Origin of the sequence: Paraburkholderia lacunae (genome assembly GCF_003353175.1) — a bacterium.
Lineage (GTDB): Bacteria > Pseudomonadota > Gammaproteobacteria > Burkholderiales > Burkholderiaceae > Paraburkholderia > Paraburkholderia lacunae.
The window spans coordinates 343,669-365,185 of sequence record NZ_QHKS01000005.1; the positions used below are offsets into that span (position 1 = coordinate 343,669).

The 21,517-nt window shown below is 62.7% G+C and carries 13 protein-coding genes and 1 pseudogene; 9 read left to right on the forward strand and 5 right to left on the reverse strand.

Going from position 1 to position 21,517, the window contains the following annotated elements; translation table 11 throughout:
• Window positions 1-435 precede the first annotated feature (435 nt).
• Window positions 436-1,722, forward strand: a complete 1,287-nt coding sequence (locus DLM46_RS10050; protein WP_244306050.1) for an MFS transporter — start codon at window positions 436-438, stop codon at window positions 1,720-1,722.
• A 226-nt stretch (window positions 1,723-1,948) separates the two neighbouring features.
• Window positions 1,949-2,889, forward strand: a pseudogene (locus tag DLM46_RS10055) (porin).
• Between the two features lie 190 nt (window positions 2,890-3,079).
• On the opposite strand, the gene gabD reads toward DLM46_RS10055, so the two are convergent.
• Window positions 3,080-4,540 carry an NADP-dependent succinate-semialdehyde dehydrogenase gene (gabD, locus tag DLM46_RS10060; RefSeq protein WP_115100601.1) on the reverse strand — a complete coding sequence of 487 codons (1,461 nt, stop codon included), beginning with the start codon at window positions 4,538-4,540 and terminating at the stop codon, window positions 3,080-3,082.
• A 1,075-nt stretch (window positions 4,541-5,615) separates the two neighbouring features.
• Entirely contained in the window at window positions 5,616-6,905 is a 1,290-nt protein-coding gene (locus DLM46_RS10065; RefSeq protein WP_115100602.1) for a 4-aminobutyrate--2-oxoglutarate transaminase, read from the reverse strand.
• Between the two features lie 116 nt (window positions 6,906-7,021).
• On the opposite strand from DLM46_RS10065, the gene pdxR reads away from it, so the two are divergent.
• Window positions 7,022-8,533 (forward strand): MocR-like pyridoxine biosynthesis transcription factor PdxR, encoded by a 1,512-nt coding sequence (pdxR, locus tag DLM46_RS10070; protein WP_115100603.1) that lies wholly within the window; start codon window positions 7,022-7,024, stop codon window positions 8,531-8,533.
• Window positions 8,534-8,705: 172 nt separating this feature from the next.
• Here the strand turns inward: pdxR and phnE are convergent, their stop codons facing one another.
• From phnE to phnC, 3 genes are read right to left on the reverse strand one after another with little or no spacing between them, the layout of a single operon-like run.
• Complete coding sequence (gene phnE, locus DLM46_RS10075; RefSeq protein ID WP_115100604.1) at window positions 8,706-9,548, reverse strand: phosphonate ABC transporter, permease protein PhnE; 843 nt, start codon at window positions 9,546-9,548, stop codon at window positions 8,706-8,708.
• On the reverse strand, window positions 9,545-10,522 hold the full coding sequence (gene phnD, locus DLM46_RS10080; protein WP_115100605.1) for a phosphonate ABC transporter substrate-binding protein: 978 nt from the start codon (window positions 10,520-10,522) through the stop codon (window positions 9,545-9,547). Before phnD ends, phnE begins: the two co-directional genes overlap by 4 nt.
• 40 nt (window positions 10,523-10,562) lie before the next feature.
• Window positions 10,563-11,468 carry a phosphonate ABC transporter ATP-binding protein gene (gene phnC, locus DLM46_RS10085; RefSeq protein ID WP_115100606.1) on the reverse strand — a complete coding sequence of 302 codons (906 nt, stop codon included), beginning with the start codon at window positions 11,466-11,468 and terminating at the stop codon, window positions 10,563-10,565.
• Between the two features lie 314 nt (window positions 11,469-11,782).
• Between phnC and DLM46_RS10090 the strand changes: the two genes are divergently transcribed.
• The 6 genes from DLM46_RS10090 to DLM46_RS10115 all read left to right on the forward strand — a co-directional run bounded on the left by DLM46_RS10090 (window position 11,783) and on the right by DLM46_RS10115 (window position 21,232).
• A complete protein-coding gene (locus DLM46_RS10090; protein WP_115100607.1) occupies window positions 11,783-12,820 on the forward strand; it encodes a M14 family zinc carboxypeptidase in 1,038 nt (345 codons plus the stop codon).
• The gene (locus tag DLM46_RS10095; RefSeq protein ID WP_115100608.1) at window positions 12,817-13,593 is read left to right on the forward strand and encodes an alpha/beta fold hydrolase; all 777 of its coding nucleotides are present in this window, start codon (window positions 12,817-12,819) and stop codon (window positions 13,591-13,593) included. The genes DLM46_RS10090 and DLM46_RS10095 overlap by 4 nt, the downstream gene beginning before the upstream one ends.
• A gap of 164 nt (window positions 13,594-13,757) precedes the next feature.
• Window positions 13,758-18,599, forward strand: a complete 4,842-nt coding sequence (locus tag DLM46_RS10100) for an NAD-glutamate dehydrogenase (protein WP_115100641.1) — start codon at window positions 13,758-13,760, stop codon at window positions 18,597-18,599.
• Window positions 18,600-18,765: 166 nt separating this feature from the next.
• On the forward strand, window positions 18,766-19,668 hold the full coding sequence (locus DLM46_RS10105; protein ID WP_115100609.1) for a cation diffusion facilitator family transporter: 903 nt from the start codon (window positions 18,766-18,768) through the stop codon (window positions 19,666-19,668).
• A gap of 193 nt (window positions 19,669-19,861) precedes the next feature.
• Entirely contained in the window at window positions 19,862-20,101 is a 240-nt protein-coding gene (locus DLM46_RS10110; RefSeq protein WP_115100642.1) for a hypothetical protein, read from the forward strand.
• 381 nt (window positions 20,102-20,482) lie between these two features.
• Entirely contained in the window at window positions 20,483-21,232 is a 750-nt protein-coding gene (locus DLM46_RS10115; RefSeq protein ID WP_115100610.1) for a nicotinamidase, read from the forward strand.
• Window positions 21,233-21,517: the final 285 nt, after the last annotated feature.

The window sequence follows — 21,517 nt, forward strand, 5'->3', positions numbered from 1 at the left end:
CATGCATGTCATGGCTTTTGCGCGAAACGGTAATTTCAAATGCCGCCTGCTCGCTCACATACTGACTCGAAAGCGCGGCTGTCAGAACGCGTACACAAAACAGCAACCATCTTTCATGGGACTGGAGTAAGCGCTATGGGACCAGAGTAAGCGCTAAAGCGCCAACTCTGGTCGACACGCTAACTCCAGTCGACCGCTGCGGGCCTGGAGTAAGTGCTGAAGCACTAACTCCAGGCAACCTCAGCATGGGACCGGAGTAAGCGCTAAAGCGCTAACTCCAGTCGACACGGAGACAGCTTCATGACCAGTTATATCCCGCCGGCCGATGCACCCAGTGCGGCCGGCGTGCCGCGCGCCGGCCAGCAGGCGGAAATCGGCGAGACACGTCACGCAGTCGACATCGGCCGTACCCTCGACGAAGGTCCGTACACCGCGATGCAGAAGATCGTGGTGTTTCTTGCGGCGTTGTCGATCGTGCTCGACGGCTTCGACAGTCAGTTGATCGGGTTCGCCATTCCGGTGTTGATCAAGGAATGGGGCGTGACGCGCGCGGCGTTTGCGCCGGTGGTGGCGGCGGGTCTGATCGGCATGGGCCTCGGCAGCGCGTGTGCCGGATTGCTGGCCGATCGTCTCGGCCGCCGCTGGGCGGTGATCGGCAGCGTGCTGGTCTTCGGCGCCGCCACGTGCGGTATCGTCTTTGCTCATGACATCCTGACGATTGCCGCACTGCGCTTTGTCGCCGGCCTCGGCATTGGCGGCGCGTTGCCCAGTTCGACGACCATGACCGCCGAGTTCACGCCGGCTCGCCGCCGCACGCTGGCGGTGACGGCGACGATCGTGTGCGTGCCGCTCGGCGGCATGGTGGCGGGTTTGTTCGCGCATGAGATTCTGCCGGGGTACGGGTGGCGCGGCCTGTTCCTGACCGGCGGCGTCATGCCGCTGGCGCTCACGGTGCTGCTGCTGTTCACGTTGCCCGAGTCGCCGCGCTTTCTTGCGCGACGGCCGCAGCGCTGGCCGGAACTCAGCCGCCTGCTTGGCCGGATGTCGCGGCCCGTGGCGAACGGCTGCGTGTTTGCCGACGCGCGCGAACAGGCCGTGGAGAAACACGCCGGTTTTACCGCGCTGTTCCGCGATGGTCTCGCGCTCGATACGGTCGCGATCTGGTGCGCGTTCTGCATGTGTCTGCTTGCCGTGTACAGCGCTTTCAGCTGGCTGCCGACGATGTTGAGCACGCAGGGCCTGTCCGTGTCGCTTGCGGGTTCGGGACTCACCGCATATAACCTCGGCGGCGTGGTGGGCGCGTTGCTGTGCGCTGTCGTGATCGCTCGCGTTGGTTCGCGCTGGCCGTTGATTCTCTGCAGCGCGGGTGGCGCGCTCAGCGCCTTGCTGCTGCTTGGCGTTAACATCTCCGGGCGTACCGGCTTCGGGCATACCGGCTTGCTGATCTTCGGTCTCGGTGTGCACGGCCTCTTTGTCAACGCTGTCCAATCGACGATGTTTGCGCTTTGCGCTTACGTCTATCCGACCAGCGTGCGAGCAACCGGCACGGCATCGGCGCTCGCGTTCGGGCGGCTCGGCGCGATTGCCAGCGCGTTCGCGGGCGCGGTGGTGATTACGGCCGGCGGGGCGTCGTCTTATCTGTGGATGCTCGGCATTGCGATGACGATCGTGATGGCCGCGCTGGTGGTCGTCAAGCGGCATATTCCGAAGCCCTCCGTTTGACGGGCTTCACGATCTGAACGGCGGCGGCCGGGCGCGACGCACGGCTCGCCGTCATCTGAAGCAGCCAATCCTCGACGTTATCGGTCGGCTTGACAGGCGATCGGCGCTGTCACGTCCGCGGCATGTCTGTCATCAGCATCGCTCTATAAAAAACGCTTCGAATGGAATGCGTTTGAGCCGTTGCGCGCTTATCAAACGAAGCACCCATCCAGGAGACACGGAGAACATGAAATACAAACTCGCATTGGGCGGCATGTTGCTGGGTATCAGCGCCTCGTCGTTCGCACAGAGCAGCGTCACGCTGTACGGGATCCTCGACACCGGCATCGAACTGGTCACGCATGCGAATGCCGCGGGAGATAGTGTCGTGCGAATGCCCGGCGTTACCGGCGAGCTGCCGTCGCGCTGGGGGATTCGCGGTAAAGAAGCGTTGGGTAGCGGCCTTTCTGCTGTATTCGTGCTGGAAAGCGGCTTCCGCGCAGCGACAACACGATCGCGTACAAGGGCACCTTCTCGGGCTTCACGTTCGGCGCGACTTACTCGTTCGGACGCGACTCCGCAGGAACCGGCAATTCACCGGGGCAGGGCACGTGCGTGGGTTCGATCCCGGGCAGCTCGCAGAGCTGCCGCGAATGGTCGGCGATGTTGCGCTACGACATGAACGGCTACGGCGTGGCGGGTGCCTACGACGAACAACGCGGCGGTCCGGGCGCTGCCGCGAATCTGTTCGACGGCACCGCCCCGTTCGCGCTGACCCATCCCGGCGATAAGGACGTGCGCATGCAGCTGAACGGTTATGGACACATCGGTCCGGTGAAGCTCGGTGGGGGCTGGCTGGGGCGTCATGTCGAGACAGTGTCGCCGGCATTGCCGAACGTGCGCTCGAATCAGTACTACTTGAGTGCCGCGTACAACGTGACGCCTGCGTTCATCCTGGATGGCGGCGTGTACCGGATCATTAATCGCGCCGACGACACGCGCGGCACGATTGCCGCACTGCGCACCACTTACCTGCTGTCCAAGCGTTCAGCGGTCTACCTGCAAGGCGCGTATCTGTTCAACAGCGCACACGCGGCTCATACCGTGAGCCAGGGTGGCGGCGGGACGACACCCGCGCCGGGCGTCGGACAACTCGGCGTGATGGCTGGCATCCGGCATTCGTTCTGATGAAGCAGCGGGAGCGAAGACGGCAGCGCTGAGCGAAAGCCGCTGCAGTTCTGGAGGTAAGAACGGCCACGCTGAACTGCCCCCGCAAAGTTGGACACCGGTCCAACCTTTTGGGGTGCAGTTCACGCCGGATTGTCCGGAGTGGCCGTTTTTTCTTAGGTGCCTCTTTGGGTGGCTCTGCAGTGCCTCCTTAGATCCCGCCGACGCACATGTACTTGATGACGACGTAGTCGTCGATACCGTAATGCGAGCCTTCGCGGCCGAGACCGGATTGCTTGACGCCGCCGAACGGTGCGACTTCATTCGAGATGAGACCGGTGTTGATGCCGACCATGCCGTATTCGAGCGCTTCGGCGACGCGCCAGACGCGGCCGATATCGCGGCTGTAGAAATACGACGCGAGGCCGAACTCGGTATCGTTGGCGAGCCGGATCACTTCTTCGTCGGACGAGAAGCGGAACAGCGGCGCGAGCGGCCCGAAGGTTTCGTCGCGTGCGACCAGCATGCCCGGCGTGACATCCGCGAGTACCGTCGGTTCGAAGAACCCGTGACCGAGCGCATGACGCTTGCCGCCCGTGAGGATGCGTGCGCCTTTGGCGAGCGCGTCTTCGATATGCGATTCGACCTTGAGCACGGCGGCTTCGTTGATGAGGGGGCCTTGCGTGACGCCTTCTTCGGTACCGCGGCCGACTTTGAGCTGCTCGACTGCGTCGCGCAGTTTTGCGGCGAACGCGTCGTAGACTTTGTCGTGCACGTAGAAGCGATTCGTGCAGACGCAGGTTTGGCCGCTATTGCGATACTTCGACGCGATGGCGCCGGCGACGGCCGCATCCAGATCCGCGTCGTCGAAGACGATGAACGGCGCGTTGCCGCCGAGTTCGAGCGACACTTTCTTGACCGTTGGCGCGCACTGCGCCATCAGCAGACGGCCGACCGGCGTCGAGCCGGTGAACGACAGTTTGCGCACGATCGGATTGGCGGTCAGTTCTGCGCCGATGGCTTTCGGCTCGCCGGTGACGACGTTGAACACGCCGCGTGGCACGCCTGCGCGTTCGGCGAGCACGGCAAGCGCGAGTGCTGACAGCGGCGTGGCTTCAGCCGGTTTGACAATGATTGGGCAGCCGGCCGCGAGGGCGGGGCCGACTTTGCGGGTGATCATGGCCGCCGGAAAATTCCACGGCGTGATGGCCGCGCAGACGCCGATCGGCTCTTTCGTCACGACAATGCGTTTGTCGGCGGCCGGCGTGGGGATGGTGTCGCCGTTGACGCGTTTGCCTTCTTCGGCGAACCATTCCAGGAAAGAGGCGGCGTACTGGATTTCGCCTTTGGCTTCGGCGAGGGGCTTGCCTTGTTCTGTGGTCAGGATCTGTGCCAGATCGTCGGCGTGCTCCAGCATGAGGTCATGCCATTTTCTTAGTACCGATGCGCGGTGTTTTGCGGTTGTTGCACGCCATGCTGGCCATGATGCATTGGCCGCGTCGATTGCTCGACGGGTTTCTGTTGTGCCCATGCGGGGCACTGTTGCGATTGTTTCGCCTGTGGCCGGGTTCTTTACGTCGAAGGTCGTGCCGTCGTCCGAACCCTGCCATTCGCCCGCGATGTAGGCTTTGGTCTTTAACAGGGTCTGGTCTTTCAAGGTCAGTATCGTCATTTTGTCGTGCTCCGCGTCATTTGAAATTCGATTCGGGTTTTTGCCTGGGCGGCGGTTCTTTCTTCTGTTTGCCTACGGCGTGGGGCCTGGATTTTTTACCTATGAGGCGCTTTCTGGTGGTGCTGCCTGCGGCAGGGTCTTTCCCTGTTCTGGCTTCTTTGGCCTTTCCTTGTTTGCCTACGGCGTTGGCCTTTCTGCTTCTGTATGCCTACGGCGTTGGCCTTTCCTTGATTTCTTTGTGGTCTATTAGCTTTCCCCCTGTGCGGGGGGCACCTACTTTTCTTTGCCGGCCGCAAAGAAAAGTAGGCAAAAGAAAGCGGCTAGAACCGCTAATTCTTAAGCGGGCACCACGGTCAACCACCGGTAGTGGAAACCTGCCGGACCACACCGTGGTGCATGAGTGCCTGTGACAAGGCAGTCATCCACCCCTTCTCGCGCTGCGCGCTCGCCGGCAAGGTCCATCCCAAACCGACCACTTCGTTCACGCATGGCGGGCGGTTTTTTGAAGTACCGTTCCGGCGAGCACGCAGTGCGAGGCGGGAAGTATGACTGCCTTGTCACCAAGGCAAACGGCGCGATGCCACAGATCAGGTGGCCTCCACTCCGCGTTGATGACCGAGGTGCCCGCTTAGTACTTTCGTAGTGAGCCCGCTTTCTTTTGCCTACTTTTCTTTGCGGCGGCAAAGAAAAGTAGGTGCCCCCCCGCACAGGGGGAAAGCTAATAGACCACAAAGAAATCAAGGAAAGGCCAACGCCGTAGGCAGCCAGCCAGGGGCAACGCTAATAAACCAATAACACAACAAGGAAAGGCCAACGCCGTAGGCAGCCAGCCAGGGACAACGCTAATAAACCAATAACACAGCAAGGAAAGGCCAACGCCGTAGGCAAACAGCCAAGGACACCGCTAATAAACCAATAACACAACAAGGAAAGGCCAACGCTGTAGGCAAACAACCAAGGCGCACCGCTAATAATCCAATAACAAAAAGAAAGACCACGACCGCAGGCACACCAGCAAAAAACCCCCCACGGCCGTAGCCATCAAGACATATCGCCTGACAAGGCAAAAAAAACCTTAAACAGCGACTGCTGCGGTCTCCTTAACCACATCTTCAAGAATGCCAACAGCCTCCTCGAACACAGCATCCTGAATAGTGAGCGGGAACAGAAACCGAACGACGTTCGAATAAACCCCGCAAACCAGCAACAGCAACCCGCGCTCGAGCGCACGAGCCTGAACCCGCTTGGTAAACTCCGCGTCCGGCTCGGACGACCCAGCCTTGCAGAACTCAACAGCGACCATCGCCCCAGGCCCGCGCACATCGGCAATCTGCGGAACCTCGCCCTGAAGCGCGTTCAGCTTCGCTTTAATGCGGTCCCCCAACACGGTAGCCCGCTCGCAGAGCTTCCCTTCATCGATGATGTCGAGCACGGCATGCGCAGAAGCCACCGCCAGCGGGTTACCCGCGTAAGTTCCACCAAGGCCGCCAGGCGCCGCGGCGTCCATCACATCCGCACGGCCCACCACACCCGACAACGGCATGCCGCCTGCCAGGCTCTTGGCCATCGTCATCAGATCAGGCACCACGTCATAGTGATGCATCGCAAACAGCTTGCCAGTACGGGCAAAACCCGTCTGCACTTCGTCAGCAATCAGCAAAATCCCGTGCTCGTTGCACAGCTTGCGCAATGCGCGCACGAACTCGGCCGGCGCCGGATAAAAACCGCCTTCGCCCTGAACCGGTTCAAAAATGATCGCCGCAACACGCTTCGGATCAATGTCGGCCTTGAACAGAAACTCGATCGCCTTCAGCGAATCAGCCGTCGTCACGCCGTGCAGCGGATTCGGAAACGGCGCATGGAACACGTCCGAAGGGAACGGTCCAAAGCCGAGCTTGTACGGCGCGACCTTGCCGGTCAGCGCCATGCCCATCAGCGTGCGGCCGTGGAAACCGCCGGTAAAGGCAATCACGCCCGGACGGCCCGTCGCGGCGCGGGCAATCTTGATCGCGTTTTCAACGGCTTCGGCGCCGGTCGTGAAGAATGCGGTCTTCTTCGGATAGTCGCCCGGCGCGCGTTGATTGATCTTCTCAGCCAGTTCGACATACGACGCGTACGGCACGATCTGATACGCGGTATGCGTGAAATGATCCAGCTGGTCCCGGATCGCCGCCACGATCTTCGGATGACGGTGTCCCGTGTTGCACACCGCGATGCCCGCTGCGAAGTCGATGAAACGGCGCCCCTCGACGTCCCACAACTCGGCGTTCTCGGCACGCGCAGCATAGAAATCGCACATCACGCCCACGCCGCGCGGCGTGGCAGCATCCTTGCGGCTTTTCAATTCAGCATTCGTCACAGTCATCTCCTTCGCTCCTCGGTTGTGCGGGCGCCGCGCCCACAGCGCAGCACATGCAGCGACTATAATGAGATTTGGCTCTTAACTTCAGAGCCATTTCAATAAAAATGTAGGAGCCAATCATGCGCGCGAGCGTTTTGTCCGACTGGCTGGCGCAGCGCCTCGATCGTGGCAACGGGCAGCCGATCTATCGTCAGCTGCATCGGCTGTTGCAGCAGGCGATCCTGTCGCGCGAATTGCCGGCAGGCACCAAGGTGCCTTCGTCGCGTTTGCTGGCTCAGGAATTGGGCATCGGGCGCAATACCGTCACTCAAGTGTATGAGCAGTTGGTGCTCGAAGGCTATGTGAGTTCGGCCACCGGCCGCGGCACCTTCGTCGCCGATAGCGCGCCGGATGAAATCGTCGGCGCGCCGGACGCGGAGGGGCCCGCGGCGAAGCCCGAGCCGCTGCCGCTGCCGTTGCAGGCCAAGCGCGCGCTGTCCACGCGCGGCGCGCGGCTGATTGCCGGCGCGGGCGTGTCCAAGCGCCAATGGGGCGCGTTCATGCCGGGCGTGCCGGACGTCACGAAGTTTCCGGCCCGCGTGTGGAGCCGCCTGCATAACAAGTACTGGCGCCGGCTGCGCCCGGATCTGCTGACGTACGCGCCGGGCGGCGGTCTGGCGTTGCTGCGGCACGCGCTGGCGGACTATCTGCGGACTTCGCGCTCGGTGCGTTGCACGCCCGAGCAGATCATCATCACGACCGGGATCCACCAGTCCGTCGATCTGGCGGTGCGCCTGCTGTCCGATCCGGGTGACGTGATCTGGACCGAAGACCCTTGTTATTGGGGCGTGCGCAGCGTGCTGCACGTGTCCGGCCTGCAATCGCGGCCGATCGCCGTCGACGAAGAGGGCATCAATCCGTCAGCCGACGACCTCGCGCAGCCGCCGAAGCTGATGCTCGTCACGCCGTCGCATCAATATCCGCTCGGCATGGTGATGAGCCTCGCGCGGCGCCGCATGCTGCTCGAATATGCGCGGCAGAACCAATGCTGGATCATCGAGGACGACTACGACAGCGAATACCGCTACGGCAGCCGGCCGCTGGCGTCGCTGCAAGGTCTCGACACATCGGGGCAGGTGATTTACGTCGGCAGCTTCGGCAAGACGCTCTTTCCGGGTTTGCGCATCGGCTACCTGGTCGTGCCCGAGGCGCTGGCGGAGAGCTTCGCGACCGCGAGCGCAGAGCTGTATCGAGAGGGGCAGTTGCTGCAGCAGGCGATGCTCGCGGAGTTCATCGCGGAAGGGCATTTCACTTCGCACATCCGCAAGATGCGCACGCTGTACGGTCAGCGCCGCCAGACTCTGCTCGATGCGGCCGCGCAGCGTTATGGCGATGCGTTGCCGGCGGTGGGCGGCGATGCCGGTTTGCATCTGGTGATGCAGTTGCCCGAAGGCACCGACGACCGCGCGGTGGCCGCTGCGGCGCTGGCGCGCAATATCGTCGTGCGGCCCTTGTCGGGGTATTACGCGCAACCGTCGCTGGCGCCGTCGGGCTTGCTGATCGGTTACGCGTGTGTGCCGGACGAGGAGATCGCGCCGGCCTTCAACACGCTCGCCGATGCGATCGACGCGACGCTCCCGCAATTCGCGTGAGGCTCGGCACATGACATGAGCGTGCGCGCACACGCTTCACGGCGCCTAATCCGGATCAGGACGGCGCCCGACGTGGTCCGCGCGCGGGCAACGCTGCGCCGGGTTCAGGTGACGCGCGCCGGCAACGATGCTCCGCGTTCAGGTCACGCGCGCGGACAACGACGCGCCGGGTTCAGGTCACGCGCTCGCGCAGCCACGCGGACGCCAGATCGATCGCCGTCACGACCACGATCACCATGATCATCACCGCGGCGGTCTGCGCATAGTTGAACGAGCGGATCGCCTCGTACAGCACCACGCCGATGCCGCCCGCGCCGACCATGCCGACCACCATCGCCGAGCGCACGTTCGATTCGAAGCGATACAACGCGTACGAAATCCACAACGGCAGCACTTGCGGCAGCACGCCGTAGATGATTTCGTCGAGACTGGTCGCGCCGGTGGCGCGCACGCCTTCGGCCGGACGCGGATCGATCGCCTCGACCGCTTCGGCAAACAGTTTGGCGAGCACGCCGGTGGTGTGCACCCACAAGGCCAGCACGCCGGCGAACGGACCGAGTCCGACCGCGACGATGAACAGCATCGCAAAGACCATTTCGTTGATCGCGCGGCAGGCGTCCATCACGCGGCGCATCGGCTGCACGATCCACATCGGCGCCATGTTGTGTGCGGACATCAACCCGCACGGCACCGCGCACACTATCGAGAGCGCCGTGCCCCACACCGCCACCGAGAGCGTCACATACATCTCATTCAGATAGTTGCGCCATTCGGTGAAGTCGGGCGGGAAAAAGTCCTTGGCGAACTGGCCCATGTTGCCGGAGTCGCTGAGCAGATCGAGCGGGCGCATGTCGGCGCCGTGCCATGCCCCGCCCAACACGGCGAGCACCGCGATCCAGCCGAGCAGCGACAGCCAGCTGCGCTTGCCCGGGACCGGCGCGGCCTGTCGTGCCGCCTGCGCGGCGAGCGCCTCGCTCGCGCGCGCAGGCGACGCGATCAGATCCACCGTGTTCATGGCTTCGCTGCGGACACGTTGAGCGCGCTCAGCTTCGCATCGAGCGCGGCCAGCTGGGTCTTGCGATCGTCCGCGGAAAGATGCGTGTCGCTTTCGATCTTCTGCTTCTGCTGGAACAGCGCGACCTGGCGGATCGGCAGCAACTGCGCATCCGACGAAGCCGCGAAGCCGCTATAGCCGGTGATCGCCGCCATCACCGCCTTTTCATGCGGATCGGTCTTCGCGTAGTTCAGGAAGAAGTTGCTGATCTTGTCCTTGGTGGCTTGCGGCAGATCCTTGCGCCACACCAGCGGGTCCGACGGAATCAGCGGCGATGTCCACAGCACGCGCACTTGTGCGAACTTCTCCGGATGCTCCTTCTTGAGCGTGTCGAGCATCTCGGTGTTGTTGGTCGCAATGTCGATCTTGTTGTTCACCACGGCCAGCAGGTTCGCCTCGTGGCTCGACGGCAACACGGTCCTGAACGAGGTGTTGACGGGCGTGTTGTGTTTGGCAAACAGGTAGTAGCCCGGAATCAGCGTGCCCGACGTGGAGTTCGGGTCGCCGAAGCCGAGCGTGACGTCCCTCGTATTCCTGAAGACGTCGTCGAGCGTCTTGAAGCGGCTGTTCACGTTGGTGATCAGCACCGAGTAGTAGCCGGCGTCGCCGTTCGCGTACTGGACCTTCGCGAATACTTCGCCTTGCGAACGGTCCACCGCTTCAATCGCGGAGGCATTGCCGAAATAGCCGACCTGCACCTTGTTAAAGCGCATGCCTTCGATGATCCCGGCGTAGTCGGTTGCGAAGAACGCTTTGACGTTCAGGCCGGTCTGTTTGTTCATGTCGTCGATCAGCGGTTCCCAGCGCTGTTTCAGCACGGCAGACGAATCGGTCGAGATGATGCCGAGATTGATGTCCTCGGCTTGTGCGGTGGCGACGCAGGCGAACGCGGCGGCGCCGACAGTCAGTGTGATCAATGAACGCAGGAATTTCATCGGTTGAATCCGGTTGGGTGGACAGAGTCGGCAAGCGCGCTCAACTCGAGTGCGCTGGATTGAGGGCGAACGCATAGCGCGCCGAGGCGGGTGTCGCATCTGGCGTCGCTGCGTCCGGCGTTGCCGCGCTGCTTTCAGCGCTATTGGCGCTATTGGCCGTATCGTCGAGCAGTTCGCGGGCGTCGTCGCCGTACAGTTTCTTGAGCAGGGCAGGGGTCAAGGCGGCGGACGGGCCGTCGTAGACGATCTTGCCGCGTCGCAACGCGACGGTGCGCGGGCAATACTGCATGGCGATGTCGACCTGATGCAGCGACACCAGCACTGTTAGTTGATGCTCGACGTTCAGCGTGCGCAGCATGTCCATGACGCGGCGCGACGATTCGGGATCGAGCGAGGCGATCGGTTCGTCGGCCAGCACGATGCGCGCGCGTTGCACCAGTGCCCGCGCCAATGCGGCGCGCTGCTGTTGGCCGCCTGAAAGCGTGGCGGCGCGTTCGCGCGCATGTTCGGCGATACCGACTTCATCGAGCGCGGCCAACGACCGCGCCCGCTCGGCATTCGGAAAGCGCCCGAGCAGACGGCGCCACAACGGCAGGCGCGCCAGCGCGCCGATCAGCACGTTGCTTTCCACCGACAAGCGGTTCACCAGATTGAATTGCTGAAACACGAAGCCGATATCGCGGCGAATGCGCCGCACTTCGCGCACGATGCGGCCGTTCTGCTGAATCGGCCGGCCGAGAATATCGATCCGCGACGGCTGCGCATCCGAGGCGGTGAAGCCCGCGATGTGCCGCAGCAGCGTCGACTTGCCGGAGCCCGACGCGCCGATCAGCGCGACCATTTCACCGGATTCGACGCGCAAGTCGATTTCGTCCAGCGCCTTGCGGCCGTTGCCGAACGTCTTGCTCAGCCGTTCGATACGAATTGCTTCCCGAATCGCGTCCATAAGTAACCCTAGATGCATCCGGTCATTGCCGGAACGTGTGGGGCTCATTCTAGGAAGCGTCTGTGACGGTTGGGTGAAGGCATCGCAACGTCTAGACGACTATATCTTCTCGTGTCGCTGTTGCATGCTTTTGCGGCATGCTTTTGCGTCGCCATCAAGACAGATTCGAGTCATCTATTCGAACGATAGATGACACCCGTATGACACGATTGGCAAGAGATGGCCCTCGACATTCATGATCGCTGCTAGCCAGGCTATATTGCGTCATTCGCTGTGCCGTCCCCAATAACCTTGCAGTTCCATTCAGCGTCGTCATGCAGCCTTTGAGCTTTCTTCCCGACAGTTTTGCGGAGTACGAAGATCTCAAGACGATCCTCGAACAGGGCCGCGCCACCTTCGAAATCCGCACAGTGTGCGAGACGACGGTGCGCGGCAGGCAATTCGCGGTGCACACGGCGAGCATGGGTTCGACCGATCCGCTTGCGCCGGCGATCGGGTTTTTCGGCGGCATTCACGGGCTCGAGCGGATCGGCTCGCAACTCGTGCTCGACTACATGCGCGCGCTGCTGGCGCGGCTCGAATGGGACGAACTGCTGGTGCGGCAATTGCAGTCGGTTCGTCTGATCTTTATGCCGATCGTCAATCCGGGCGGTATGTGGGCGGCCACGCGTGCCAACCCCAATGGCGTCGATCTGATGCGCAACGCGCCGCAGAATGCCGACGCGCGCGTGCCGCTGCTCGCCGGCGGTCAGCGCCTGGGCGCATGGCTGCCCTGGTATCGCGGCCGGCAAGGCGCGCCGATGGAGCCGGAAGCCACGGCGCTGTTACATGTGGTCGAAACCGAGCTGGCGGCGCGGCCGCTCAGTATCGCGCTCGACTGCCACTCGGGTTATGGCTGGAGCGACAGCATCTGGTTTCCGTATGCGCGAACCCGCAAGCTCATGGCGCATCTGCCGGAAATGTACGTGCTGAAAACCATGTTCGAGCGCTCGCATCCGCATCACGGCTACACGTTCGAACCGCAGAGCCACCAGTATCTGTTGCACGGCGATCTGTGGGACTGCGCGTACGACCGAACGCCGCCCCCCAACGTATTTCTGCCGATGACGCTCGAACTCGGTTCGTGGGTGTGGATCAAGAAGAATCCGCGCCAGCTGTTTTCGCGTCAGGGCATGTTCAATCCCGTGAAGGCGCATCGCACCGCACGCGTGCTGCGGCGTCATGTGAATCTGCTCGATTTTCTGGCGCGCGCGGCGTTCTCGGCGCAACGTTGGCTGCCGCAGGGCAACCGCCGCGAACAACTGCTGCAAAGCGCAATCGCGCACTGGTACAAAGAAGCGGACAGCCTATGAGCACGTGGATCCTATTGCGCGGACTCACACGCGAAACACGGCACTGGGGCCGCTTACCCGGTTTCCTGCGTGAGGCGATCGGCACCGATTGCCTGCTGCTGCTCGATCTGCCCGGCAACGGCGAGTTCAACAACTTGCGCGCGCCGGCTGCGGTGGCGGATATGGTGGGCTTCGTGCGGATTGCTGCTTTGCAAAGCGGCGTGCCCGGTCCGTATCGCGTGCTCGCGATGTCGCTCGGCGGCATGGTGGCGACCGACTGGTCGCAACGGCATCCCGGCGAGATCGAGCGGCTCGTGCTGATCAATACCAGCATGCGGCCGTTCTGCCGCATGCACGAGCGGCTGCGTCTGTCCGCATGGCCCACGCTTTTCGAGGTGGCCGCGCACTGGCGCGATGCGCCGCGCGCCGAAGCGGGCATTCATCGATTGACGTGCAATGACGTTCAGACGCGGGCCGCCGATCTCGCCGCATGGAGCGAAATTCGTCAACACGCGCCGGTGAGCCGAGCCAACGCGTTGCGGCAGCTATGGGCGGCCGCGCGCTTTAGCGCCGGGCGGGAGAAGCCGCGTTGTCCGACGCTGATCCTGTCTTCACACGGCGACAAACTGGTGAATCCGGTATGTTCCGCCAGGCTCGCGGCGGCGTGGGGCGCTGTGCATCGCGAGCATCCGCAGGCCGGTCATGACCTGCCGCACGACGACCCGGCGTGGACCAGCGAGCAGGTCCGCGCGTGGCTGGCGGAGCATCCGGGCACGCCGAACGAGGCGCTTTGAACGGGCAGTGCATCCCATCAGGGGGCAACCCGTAGCGGGTAAAACCTATGTGCGGTCGCACATCGCTTTTCGGGCGGGCAGGTGCATAATTCCGGTGCAGACGATGCATGCGATTCAAGCGATACACGCTATGGCCGGTATGGCCGGCCGTCGGGGAGTTCATCATGCAAGCAAAGAATGAAGAAGCCGTCACGCACCTGCTGAACGATGTCTTCGAATTTGCGCGTGGGCGATTGCCTGAACCTGCCTTCGCAGTCGTCGAGCCCTTTTTGCGGCACTACTACGATTTCGTCGACGCCGACGATCTGCAAAGCCGCGCCATCGCCGATCTGTACGGCGCGGCGCTCGCGCACTGGCAAACCGCGCAGCGCTTCGTGCCCGGCAGCGAACGGTTGCGCGTCTATAACCCGATCCTCGAACAGCACGGCTGGCACTCCGATCACACGGTGATCGAGATCGTCAACGACGACATGCCGTTCCTCGTCGATTCGGTGTCGATGGCGGTCAACCGGCTCGGGCTGGCGCTGCATTCGGTCGTGCATCCGGTGTTTCGTATCTGGCGCGGCCCCGACGGCAGCATCGTGCGCGTGGGCCTGGGCGCCGAAGACGCAGCCGATGCGCGTTCGCAGCTCGCCTCGTTCATCCACTTCGAAGTCGATCGTTGCGGCGACGCCGCAAAGCTCGATGCATTGCGTGACGAGATCGCCCATATATTGCGCGACGTGCGCGCCGCGGTGGAAGACTGGCCGAAGATCGTCGAACTCGCGCGCGCTACCATGAAGGACATGAAGGCCGGCGAGGCGGGGCCGGAAGGCGTCGAGGCCCGCGCGTTCCTCGAATGGATGGTGGCCGATCATTTCACGTTTCTCGGCCAGGGCGACTATGAGCTGGTGCAGCACGATACCGGTTTCGGCCTGCGCGCCGTGCCCGGCTCCGGGCTCGGCATTCTGCGCGACGCGCTGCGTCCTGCGGGCGCGCCTGAAATCACGCCGTTGCCGCCCGCTGCGGCCGATATCATCTCCGGCTCGTCGCCGATCTTCCTGACCAAGGCCAACGCGCGCGCAACCGTGCACCGGCCCGGCTATCTGGATTACATCGGCATCAAGCTGACCGGCGCGGACGGCAAGGTCAAGGGCGAGCGGCGTTTCATCGGCTTGTATACGTCCACCGCGTATCTGGTGTCCACGTCGGAAATCCCGATCGTGCGCCGCAAATGCGGGAACATCGTGCGGCGTGCCGGATTCTTGTCGAAAGGTCATCTGGCCAAGTCGCTGGTGACGGTACTCGAAACCTATCCGCGCGACGAGCTCTTCCAGGCCGACGAAGACCAGCTCTACGATATCGCGCTCGGTGTGCTGCGTTTGCAGGAGCATCAGCGCACGCGTCTGTTCGTGCGGCGCGACCGCTTCGATCGCTTCGTGTCGTGCCTCGTGTTCGTGCCGCGCGACAAGTACAACACCAATTTGCGCCGGCGCATCGCCAACCTGCTGGTCGATGCGTTCAACGGCGCGAGCGTCGAATTCACGCCGTTGCTGTCGGAGTCGGCACTCGCGCGCATTCACTTCGTGGTGCATGCGAAGCGGGACGGCATGCCCGAGGTCGATACCCGCGAACTCGAAGCGCGGCTCGTGCAGGTCACGCGCCGCTGGCAGGACGATCTCGCCGACGCCCTGCTCGACGCATTCGGCGAAGAGCAGGGCATCCGTCTGCTGCAACGCTACGTGGATTCGTTTCCCGCCGGCTATCGCGACGACTATCCGGCCCGCACGGCGGTGCGCGATATCGAACTGATCGAGCGCGTGCAAGGCAGCGAGCGGCTCGCAATGAACCTGTATCGCCCGATCGAAGCGGGACCGCGTTCGTTCCGCTTCAAGGTCTATCGTGCCGGCCTGCCGATCGCGCTGTCGCGCAGCTTGCCGATGCTCGAACATCTGGGCGTGCGTGTGGACGAAGAACGGCCCTATCTGATCGAGGCGGTGGACTCGACACCGGCGTGGATTCACGATTTCGGCCTCGAAGTCGCGGACGATACGGAGTTCGATATCGAACGCGTAAAAGATCTGTTCGAAGAAGCGTTCGAGCAGGTGTGGACCGGCGCGATCGAAAGCGACGATTTCAACCGCCTTGTGCTGCGCGCGCAACTGAATGCGCGCGAGGTGACGATTCTGCGTGCTTACGCCAAGTACCTGAGGCAGGTGGGATCGACCTTCAGCGATGCCTACATTGAGCGCGCGGTAACCGGCAATCCGGCGATCGCCCGCATGCTGGTGGAGTTGTTCATCGCGCGCTTCAGCCCGGTGCTCGGCGATACGCGCGAAGCACGCGTGGACGGCTGGCTGAAGACGATCGACAGCGCCCTCGATCAGGTGCCCAATCTCGACGAAGACCGCATACTCCGGCAATTCCTCGGCGTGATCAAGGCGACGCAGCGCACCAACTACTATCGCCTCGGCGCCGACGGGCAGCCGAAACCGTATCTGTCGTTCAAGTTCAATCCGGCGCAGGTTCCGGGTTTGCCCGAACCGAAACCGATGTTCGAGATCTGGGTGTACTCGCCGCGTGTGGAAGGCGTGCACTTGCGCGGCGGCCGCGTGGCCCGCGGCGGACTGCGCTGGTCGGATCGCCGCGAAGACTTCCGCACGGAAGTGCTCGGCCTGATGAAGGCGCAGATGGTGAAGAACGTCGTGATCGTGCCGGTCGGCTCGAAAGGCGGCTTCGTCGTGAAGAATCCGCCGCCGCCAACCGATCGCGATGTATGGATGCGCGAGGGCATTGCGTGCTATCAGACGTTCTTGCGCGGCCTGCTCGATTTGACGGACAACCTCGCGGGCACGGCCTTGGCGCCGCCCCCCGACGTGGTGCGCCACGATCCCGACGATCCCTATCTGGTGGTCGCCGCGGACAAAGGCACGGCCACGTTCTCCGACTACGCGAACGCCATCTCGCAGGAATACGGCTTCTGGCTCGACGACGCATTCGCTTCGGGCGGCTCGGTCGGCTATGACCACAAGAAAATGGCGATTACCGCGCGCGGCGCATGGGAATCGGTGAAGCGGCATTTCCGCGAAATGGGTGTCGATACGCAGACGACCGACTTCACGGTGGTCGGCATCGGCGACATGTCGGGCGACGTGTTCGGCAACGGCATGCTGTTGTCGCCGCATATCAAGCTGGTGGCCGCGTTCGATCACCGGCATATCTTTCTCGACCCGAATCCCGATCCGGCAGTCAGCCTTGCCGAGCGTGGGCGTCTGTTCGGACTCGACCGGTCGAGCTGGGCCGACTACGATCCATCGCTGATCTCGGCGGGTGGCGGCGTGTTTCCGCGCAGCGCCAAGACGATTCCGTTGTCGGCGGCCGTGCAGTCGGTACTCGGCATCAATGCGCCGGCGCTGGCGCCGGCCGAGCTGATGCGCGCGATTTTGCAGGCACCTGTCGATCTGCTGTACAACGGCGGCATCGGCACCTATGTGAAGGCGAGCAGCGAGACGCATCTGCAAGTCGGCGACCGCGCCAACGATGCGATCCGCGTGAACGGCGCCGATCTGCGCTGCAAGGTGGTGGCCGAAGGGGGCAATCTCGGCCTGACGCAATTCGGACGCATCGAGTTCGCGCAGCGCGGCGGCCGCATCAACACCGATGCGATCGACAACTCGGCGGGCGTCGATTGCTCGGACCATGAAGTCAACATCAAGATTCTGCTCGGCCTCGTCGTTTCCGATGGCGAGATGACCGAGAAGCAGCGCAACGCGCTGCTCGCGGAAATGACCGATGAAGTCGGCTTGCTGGTGTTGCAGGACAATTACTATCAGACCCAGGCGCTGTCGATTGCGGGACGTTACGGCGTCGAACTGCTCGACGCCGAGGCGCGCTTGATGCGCTGGCTCGAACGTGCCGGCCGCTTGAACCGCGTGATCGAGTTCTTGCCGACCGATGAAGAAGTGGCCGAACGCCAGGCCGCGAAACAAGGCCTGACCTCGCCCGAACGCGCGGTGCTGCTCGCGTACAGCAAGATGTGGCTGTACGACGCGCTGCTCGAATCGTCGATGCCGGAAGACCCGCTGGTTGGCGACATGCTGATCGAGTATTTCCCGAAGCCGTTGCGGCAGCGCTTTAGCGAACCGATGCAGCGGCACCCATTGCGGCGTGAAATTCTCGCGACGCATCTGACCAACGCGCTGGTGAACCGCGTCGGTTGCGAGTTCGTGCATCGCCTGATGGAGGAGACTGACGCGCAGCCCGGCGAGATCGTCCGCGCGTGCATCATGGCGCGCGACGTGTTCGATCTCGATGAGGTATGGCGCAATATCGACGCGCTCGATAACCGTGTCGCCGACGACGTGCAGGCGCGCATGTTCGTCGAAGTCGCGCGGCTCGTCGAACGCGCGGCGCTATGGTTCCTGCGGCAGCTGCAATCGGGCGCGGTGAGCGGCGGCGATGTCGCCGGTCTGCTCGCACGTTGCCGCGACGCCGCGCAGCGCCTCGCGCCGCAATGGCCAGCGCTGTTGCCGCCCGCCGATCTGGAAGCGCTCTCCGAGCGGCAGCGCGTGCTGGTGGATGCGGGTGTCGATAGCGAATTGGCGGTGCGGATTGCGAGCGGCGAAATCTCCGCGTCTTTACTCGATATCGCCGAAGTCGCCGCCATCTGCGGGCGCAGCCTCGAACTCGTGGCGGGCGTGTACTTCGCGCTAGGCACACTGCTGAACTACAACTGGATCAGCGAGCGCGCGGTGGCGTTGGCGGCGCCGACGCACTGGGATATGTTGGCGCGCGCCTCGGCGCTGGCCGAACTCGCGCGTCTGAAGCGCGCGTTGACCACCAGCGCGCTAGCCGACGCCGACGAAGCGTCGACGCCGGATGCGCTGGTCCACACCTGGCGCGAGCGGCGCACCGCGCAACTGGAACGCTACGCGCGGCTGCTTGCCGATCTGCGGGCCACCGGCGGCGCGAGCCTGTCGATGCTGCTGGTGATCGTGCGTGAGATGGCGGCGCTCGAACGGGTGTAGCTCGACGGGCCGCGAGCGAGGGGACGGCGCGCACCAGGGCATGAGGCTTGGCGCAAGAACGGCGCCGGTTGGACGCATGCCGCCCGGCATGCTCATAATACGAACTATTGCCAACCGAAAGCTCTCCGAAACCCCTCCGAAACCTCACGGAAAACAATTAACGACGATGAAAGAAGAATCGCCGAAAGCCATTCTGTATGCGCTCGCCGCCAACCTCGGCATCGCCGTCTTCAAGTTCGCCGCCGCGGCGTTCACCGGTTCCGGTTCGATGATCGCCGAAGCCATTCACTCCACCGCCGATTGCGGCAATCAATTGCTGCTGCTGTTCGGCCTGCGTGAAGCGCGCAAACCGGCGAGTCCGCTGCATCCGATGGGCAAAGGCCGCGAGATCAATTTCTATTCGCTGCTCGTCGCGTTGCTGCTGTTTTTTGTCGGCGGCGCGTTTTCGGTGTACGAGGGCGTGCATCGGCTGTTCGCGCGCGAGCCGCTGCAGTATGCGTTCGTGGCGCTCGTCGTGCTTGGCGTTTCGGTGGTGCTCGAAGCGTTGTCGTTGTGGGGCGCCGTCAAGGAGATCCGCAGGACGAATCCCGACAAGAGCCTGTGGCGATGGTTTCGCGAGACCCGCGAATCCGAGCTGCTGGTCGTGGCGGGCGAGGATATCGCTGCACTGGCCGGCCTCGCGATTGCGTTCGTCGCCGTGCTGCTGACGATGGTGACCGGCAATCCGCTGTATGACGCATTGGGTTCGATCGGGGTGGGCTTGCTGCTGATGGTGATTGCGTGGCTGGTGGCGCGCGAAGTGAAGTCGATGATCGTCGGCGAATCGGCGAGCCCGGAAGTGCGCCGTGCCATCGAGGCCCATCTGCGCGCACGGACCGAGATTCGCAGCATCATCAATATGATCACGCTGCAATGGGGCCGGCATGTGGTCGTCGCCGTGCAGGCGGAAATGATCGACTACGCGAGCGGCCGTGCGATGGTCGATGCGATCAACGTGATCGAAGCCGACTTGCAGGCTGCGTTTCCGCAGGTGCGCTGGGTGTTTTTCGAGCCGGACCGCGTCTCGTGAAGGCGACATCGCCAGCCGGCGAGGACGAGTCGACCGAATGATTCAGGCGGTGCCGTGCCGACGGCACCTGTTGCGCGGTCCGGCGTCGTCCTGGAAGCCGCTGAAGGTGACCCCCGCATGCTGCAGTGCACCCGCCGCATCGAACCCGTCATGCTACGATTTCTGCGTTCAACGCAGGCGTCAGGAGGGCAACATGGACGGCTTCGTCAGACATCAGATAGAAGGCGCATCCGTCGATATCGACGTGGTCCCGGTCACGCCGCGCGGCTATTGCGCTCGCTTCCGCATTTTCCGCGACGCTTCCGACAAACCCGAATGGCATCAGGTCCACGTGTCGGGAAGCGTGTTCGACACCCCTGAAGAGGCCGAAGAAGCGGCACGCTCGATGGCCGTCGAGCAGGTTCTGGCCGGCGGCGGACGTAGACCGTATTAAATCTGTGACCGTTGCGACGGCAAATCTGTCAACTCGCTCACTGAGGACGGTAAAGCCTTGCCGGGCAAGGGATTGGACCGTGCGAAATAATTGTGTCACCGGCCGAAGCGGAGTGGAAGCTGCTCCGTCGAGCGGGGCCGCTGTCGTGCGAAGAGACGCCTAAAACATCCGCTTGGCTTCATCGCGGCCATCTCGACAAAGTGGCGTTCTTCCGCATACACCGAGCTGACGCAAAGGGCATTTCCCGGACATCAAACTATTTGGCAATTTTTGTGTGACTGTTTATGCGGTCGCTTTCGACGAGACAGGTGCATCAAGATGAAATCTGGAATAAATTTGGCGCCTCTATGATTGTCGCTTCAATCGAAAAGGGGATTCGCCATGGGAGAAAACCATCGTAGGGCACTGATCAAGTGGACCGCCGCGCTCGGTCTGGCCCATCTTTGTGGCCTTGGAAGTCTGAGCGCTTTGGCAGCGTCGGCTGTGTCAGGCAAACACATCAAGCCCGGCAGCAAATCTGCATTGATCGTCGTGGACGTGCAAAATTGTTTCATCGATGGCGGAACGCTGCCAGTGAAAGGCGGCGCCGAGGTGGTGCCACTCATCAACGAGTTGGCTAGCAAGTTCGAGAACATTGTCATTACGCAGGACTGGCACACGGCGGGACACGCGTCGTTCGCCAGCTCCCATCCCGGTAAGAAGCCGTTCGAGACGGCGCAGTTGTCTTACGGCACACAGGTCTTGTGGCCGGACCATTGCGTGCAAGGCACCGACGACGCCGCACTCGACAAGGACCTTAAGCTGCCGACTGCACAAGTCATCATACGCAAGGGTTTTCACAAGGACATGGATAGCTATTCCGCATTTGAGGAAGCCGATCACAAGACAGAAACCGGCCTCTCGGGATACCTGAAGCAGCGGCGTATCGACACCGTGTTTGTGACCGGACTGGCGACTGACTTCTGCGTTGCATGGACAGCGATGGACGCCCGCAAGGCGGGGTTCGAAGCTTATGTCATCGAAGACGCAACGCGTCCGATTGACCTCAACGGCTCCCTTGCGACTGCGCGAAAAAACATGGATCGCGTGGGCGTAAAGCGGATTCAATCAAAGGATATCTTGTCGACGTGAGCAGACGGCTCAGATCACCACCCTGGATATCGCACAACCTTGCAGTCTAAGGTTGTGCCTTGGGTGTCCAACGTGCCCAGGAATCTTTCAATATTTGGATGACAGGCTGTCAGCGGCCACTTCCGGTCCCTCGTGACGGTCATTTGGATGGCCGCTACTCCACTGCGGATTCAACCGGTGGATGCAACACACTAGAGACTGCGCAAGCAGTGGGAGTGTTGCAGATGAAACAGCGACGCCGGATTTATTACAGCGAGACGCAGAAAGCGCTGATGTGGGAACGTT

Coding starts and splice junctions, on each gene's coding strand:
- pdxR (WP_115100603.1), top strand. CDS start 7,022: ATGCGCGCGAGCGTTTTGTCCGACTGGCTGGCGCAGCGCCTCGATCGT.
- phnE (WP_115100604.1), bottom strand. CDS start 9,548: ATGAACACGGTGGATCTGATCGCGTCGCCTGCGCGCGCGAGCGAGGCG.
- phnD (WP_115100605.1), bottom strand. CDS start 10,522: ATGAAATTCCTGCGTTCATTGATCACACTGACTGTCGGCGCCGCCGCG.
- DLM46_RS10100 (WP_115100641.1), top strand. CDS start 13,758: ATGCAAGCAAAGAATGAAGAAGCCGTCACGCACCTGCTGAACGATGTC.
- DLM46_RS10065 (WP_115100602.1), bottom strand. CDS start 6,905: ATGACTGTGACGAATGCTGAATTGAAAAGCCGCAAGGATGCTGCCACG.
- DLM46_RS10090 (WP_115100607.1), top strand. CDS start 11,783: ATGCAGCCTTTGAGCTTTCTTCCCGACAGTTTTGCGGAGTACGAAGAT.
- DLM46_RS10105 (WP_115100609.1), top strand. CDS start 18,766: ATGAAAGAAGAATCGCCGAAAGCCATTCTGTATGCGCTCGCCGCCAAC.
- DLM46_RS10115 (WP_115100610.1), top strand. CDS start 20,483: ATGGGAGAAAACCATCGTAGGGCACTGATCAAGTGGACCGCCGCGCTC.
- DLM46_RS10095 (WP_115100608.1), top strand. CDS start 12,817: ATGAGCACGTGGATCCTATTGCGCGGACTCACACGCGAAACACGGCAC.
- phnC (WP_115100606.1), bottom strand. CDS start 11,468: ATGGACGCGATTCGGGAAGCAATTCGTATCGAACGGCTGAGCAAGACG.
- gabD (WP_115100601.1), bottom strand. CDS start 4,540: ATGACGATACTGACCTTGAAAGACCAGACCCTGTTAAAGACCAAAGCC.
- DLM46_RS10110 (WP_115100642.1), top strand. CDS start 19,862: ATGGACGGCTTCGTCAGACATCAGATAGAAGGCGCATCCGTCGATATC.
- DLM46_RS10050 (WP_244306050.1), top strand. CDS start 436: ATGCAGAAGATCGTGGTGTTTCTTGCGGCGTTGTCGATCGTGCTCGAC.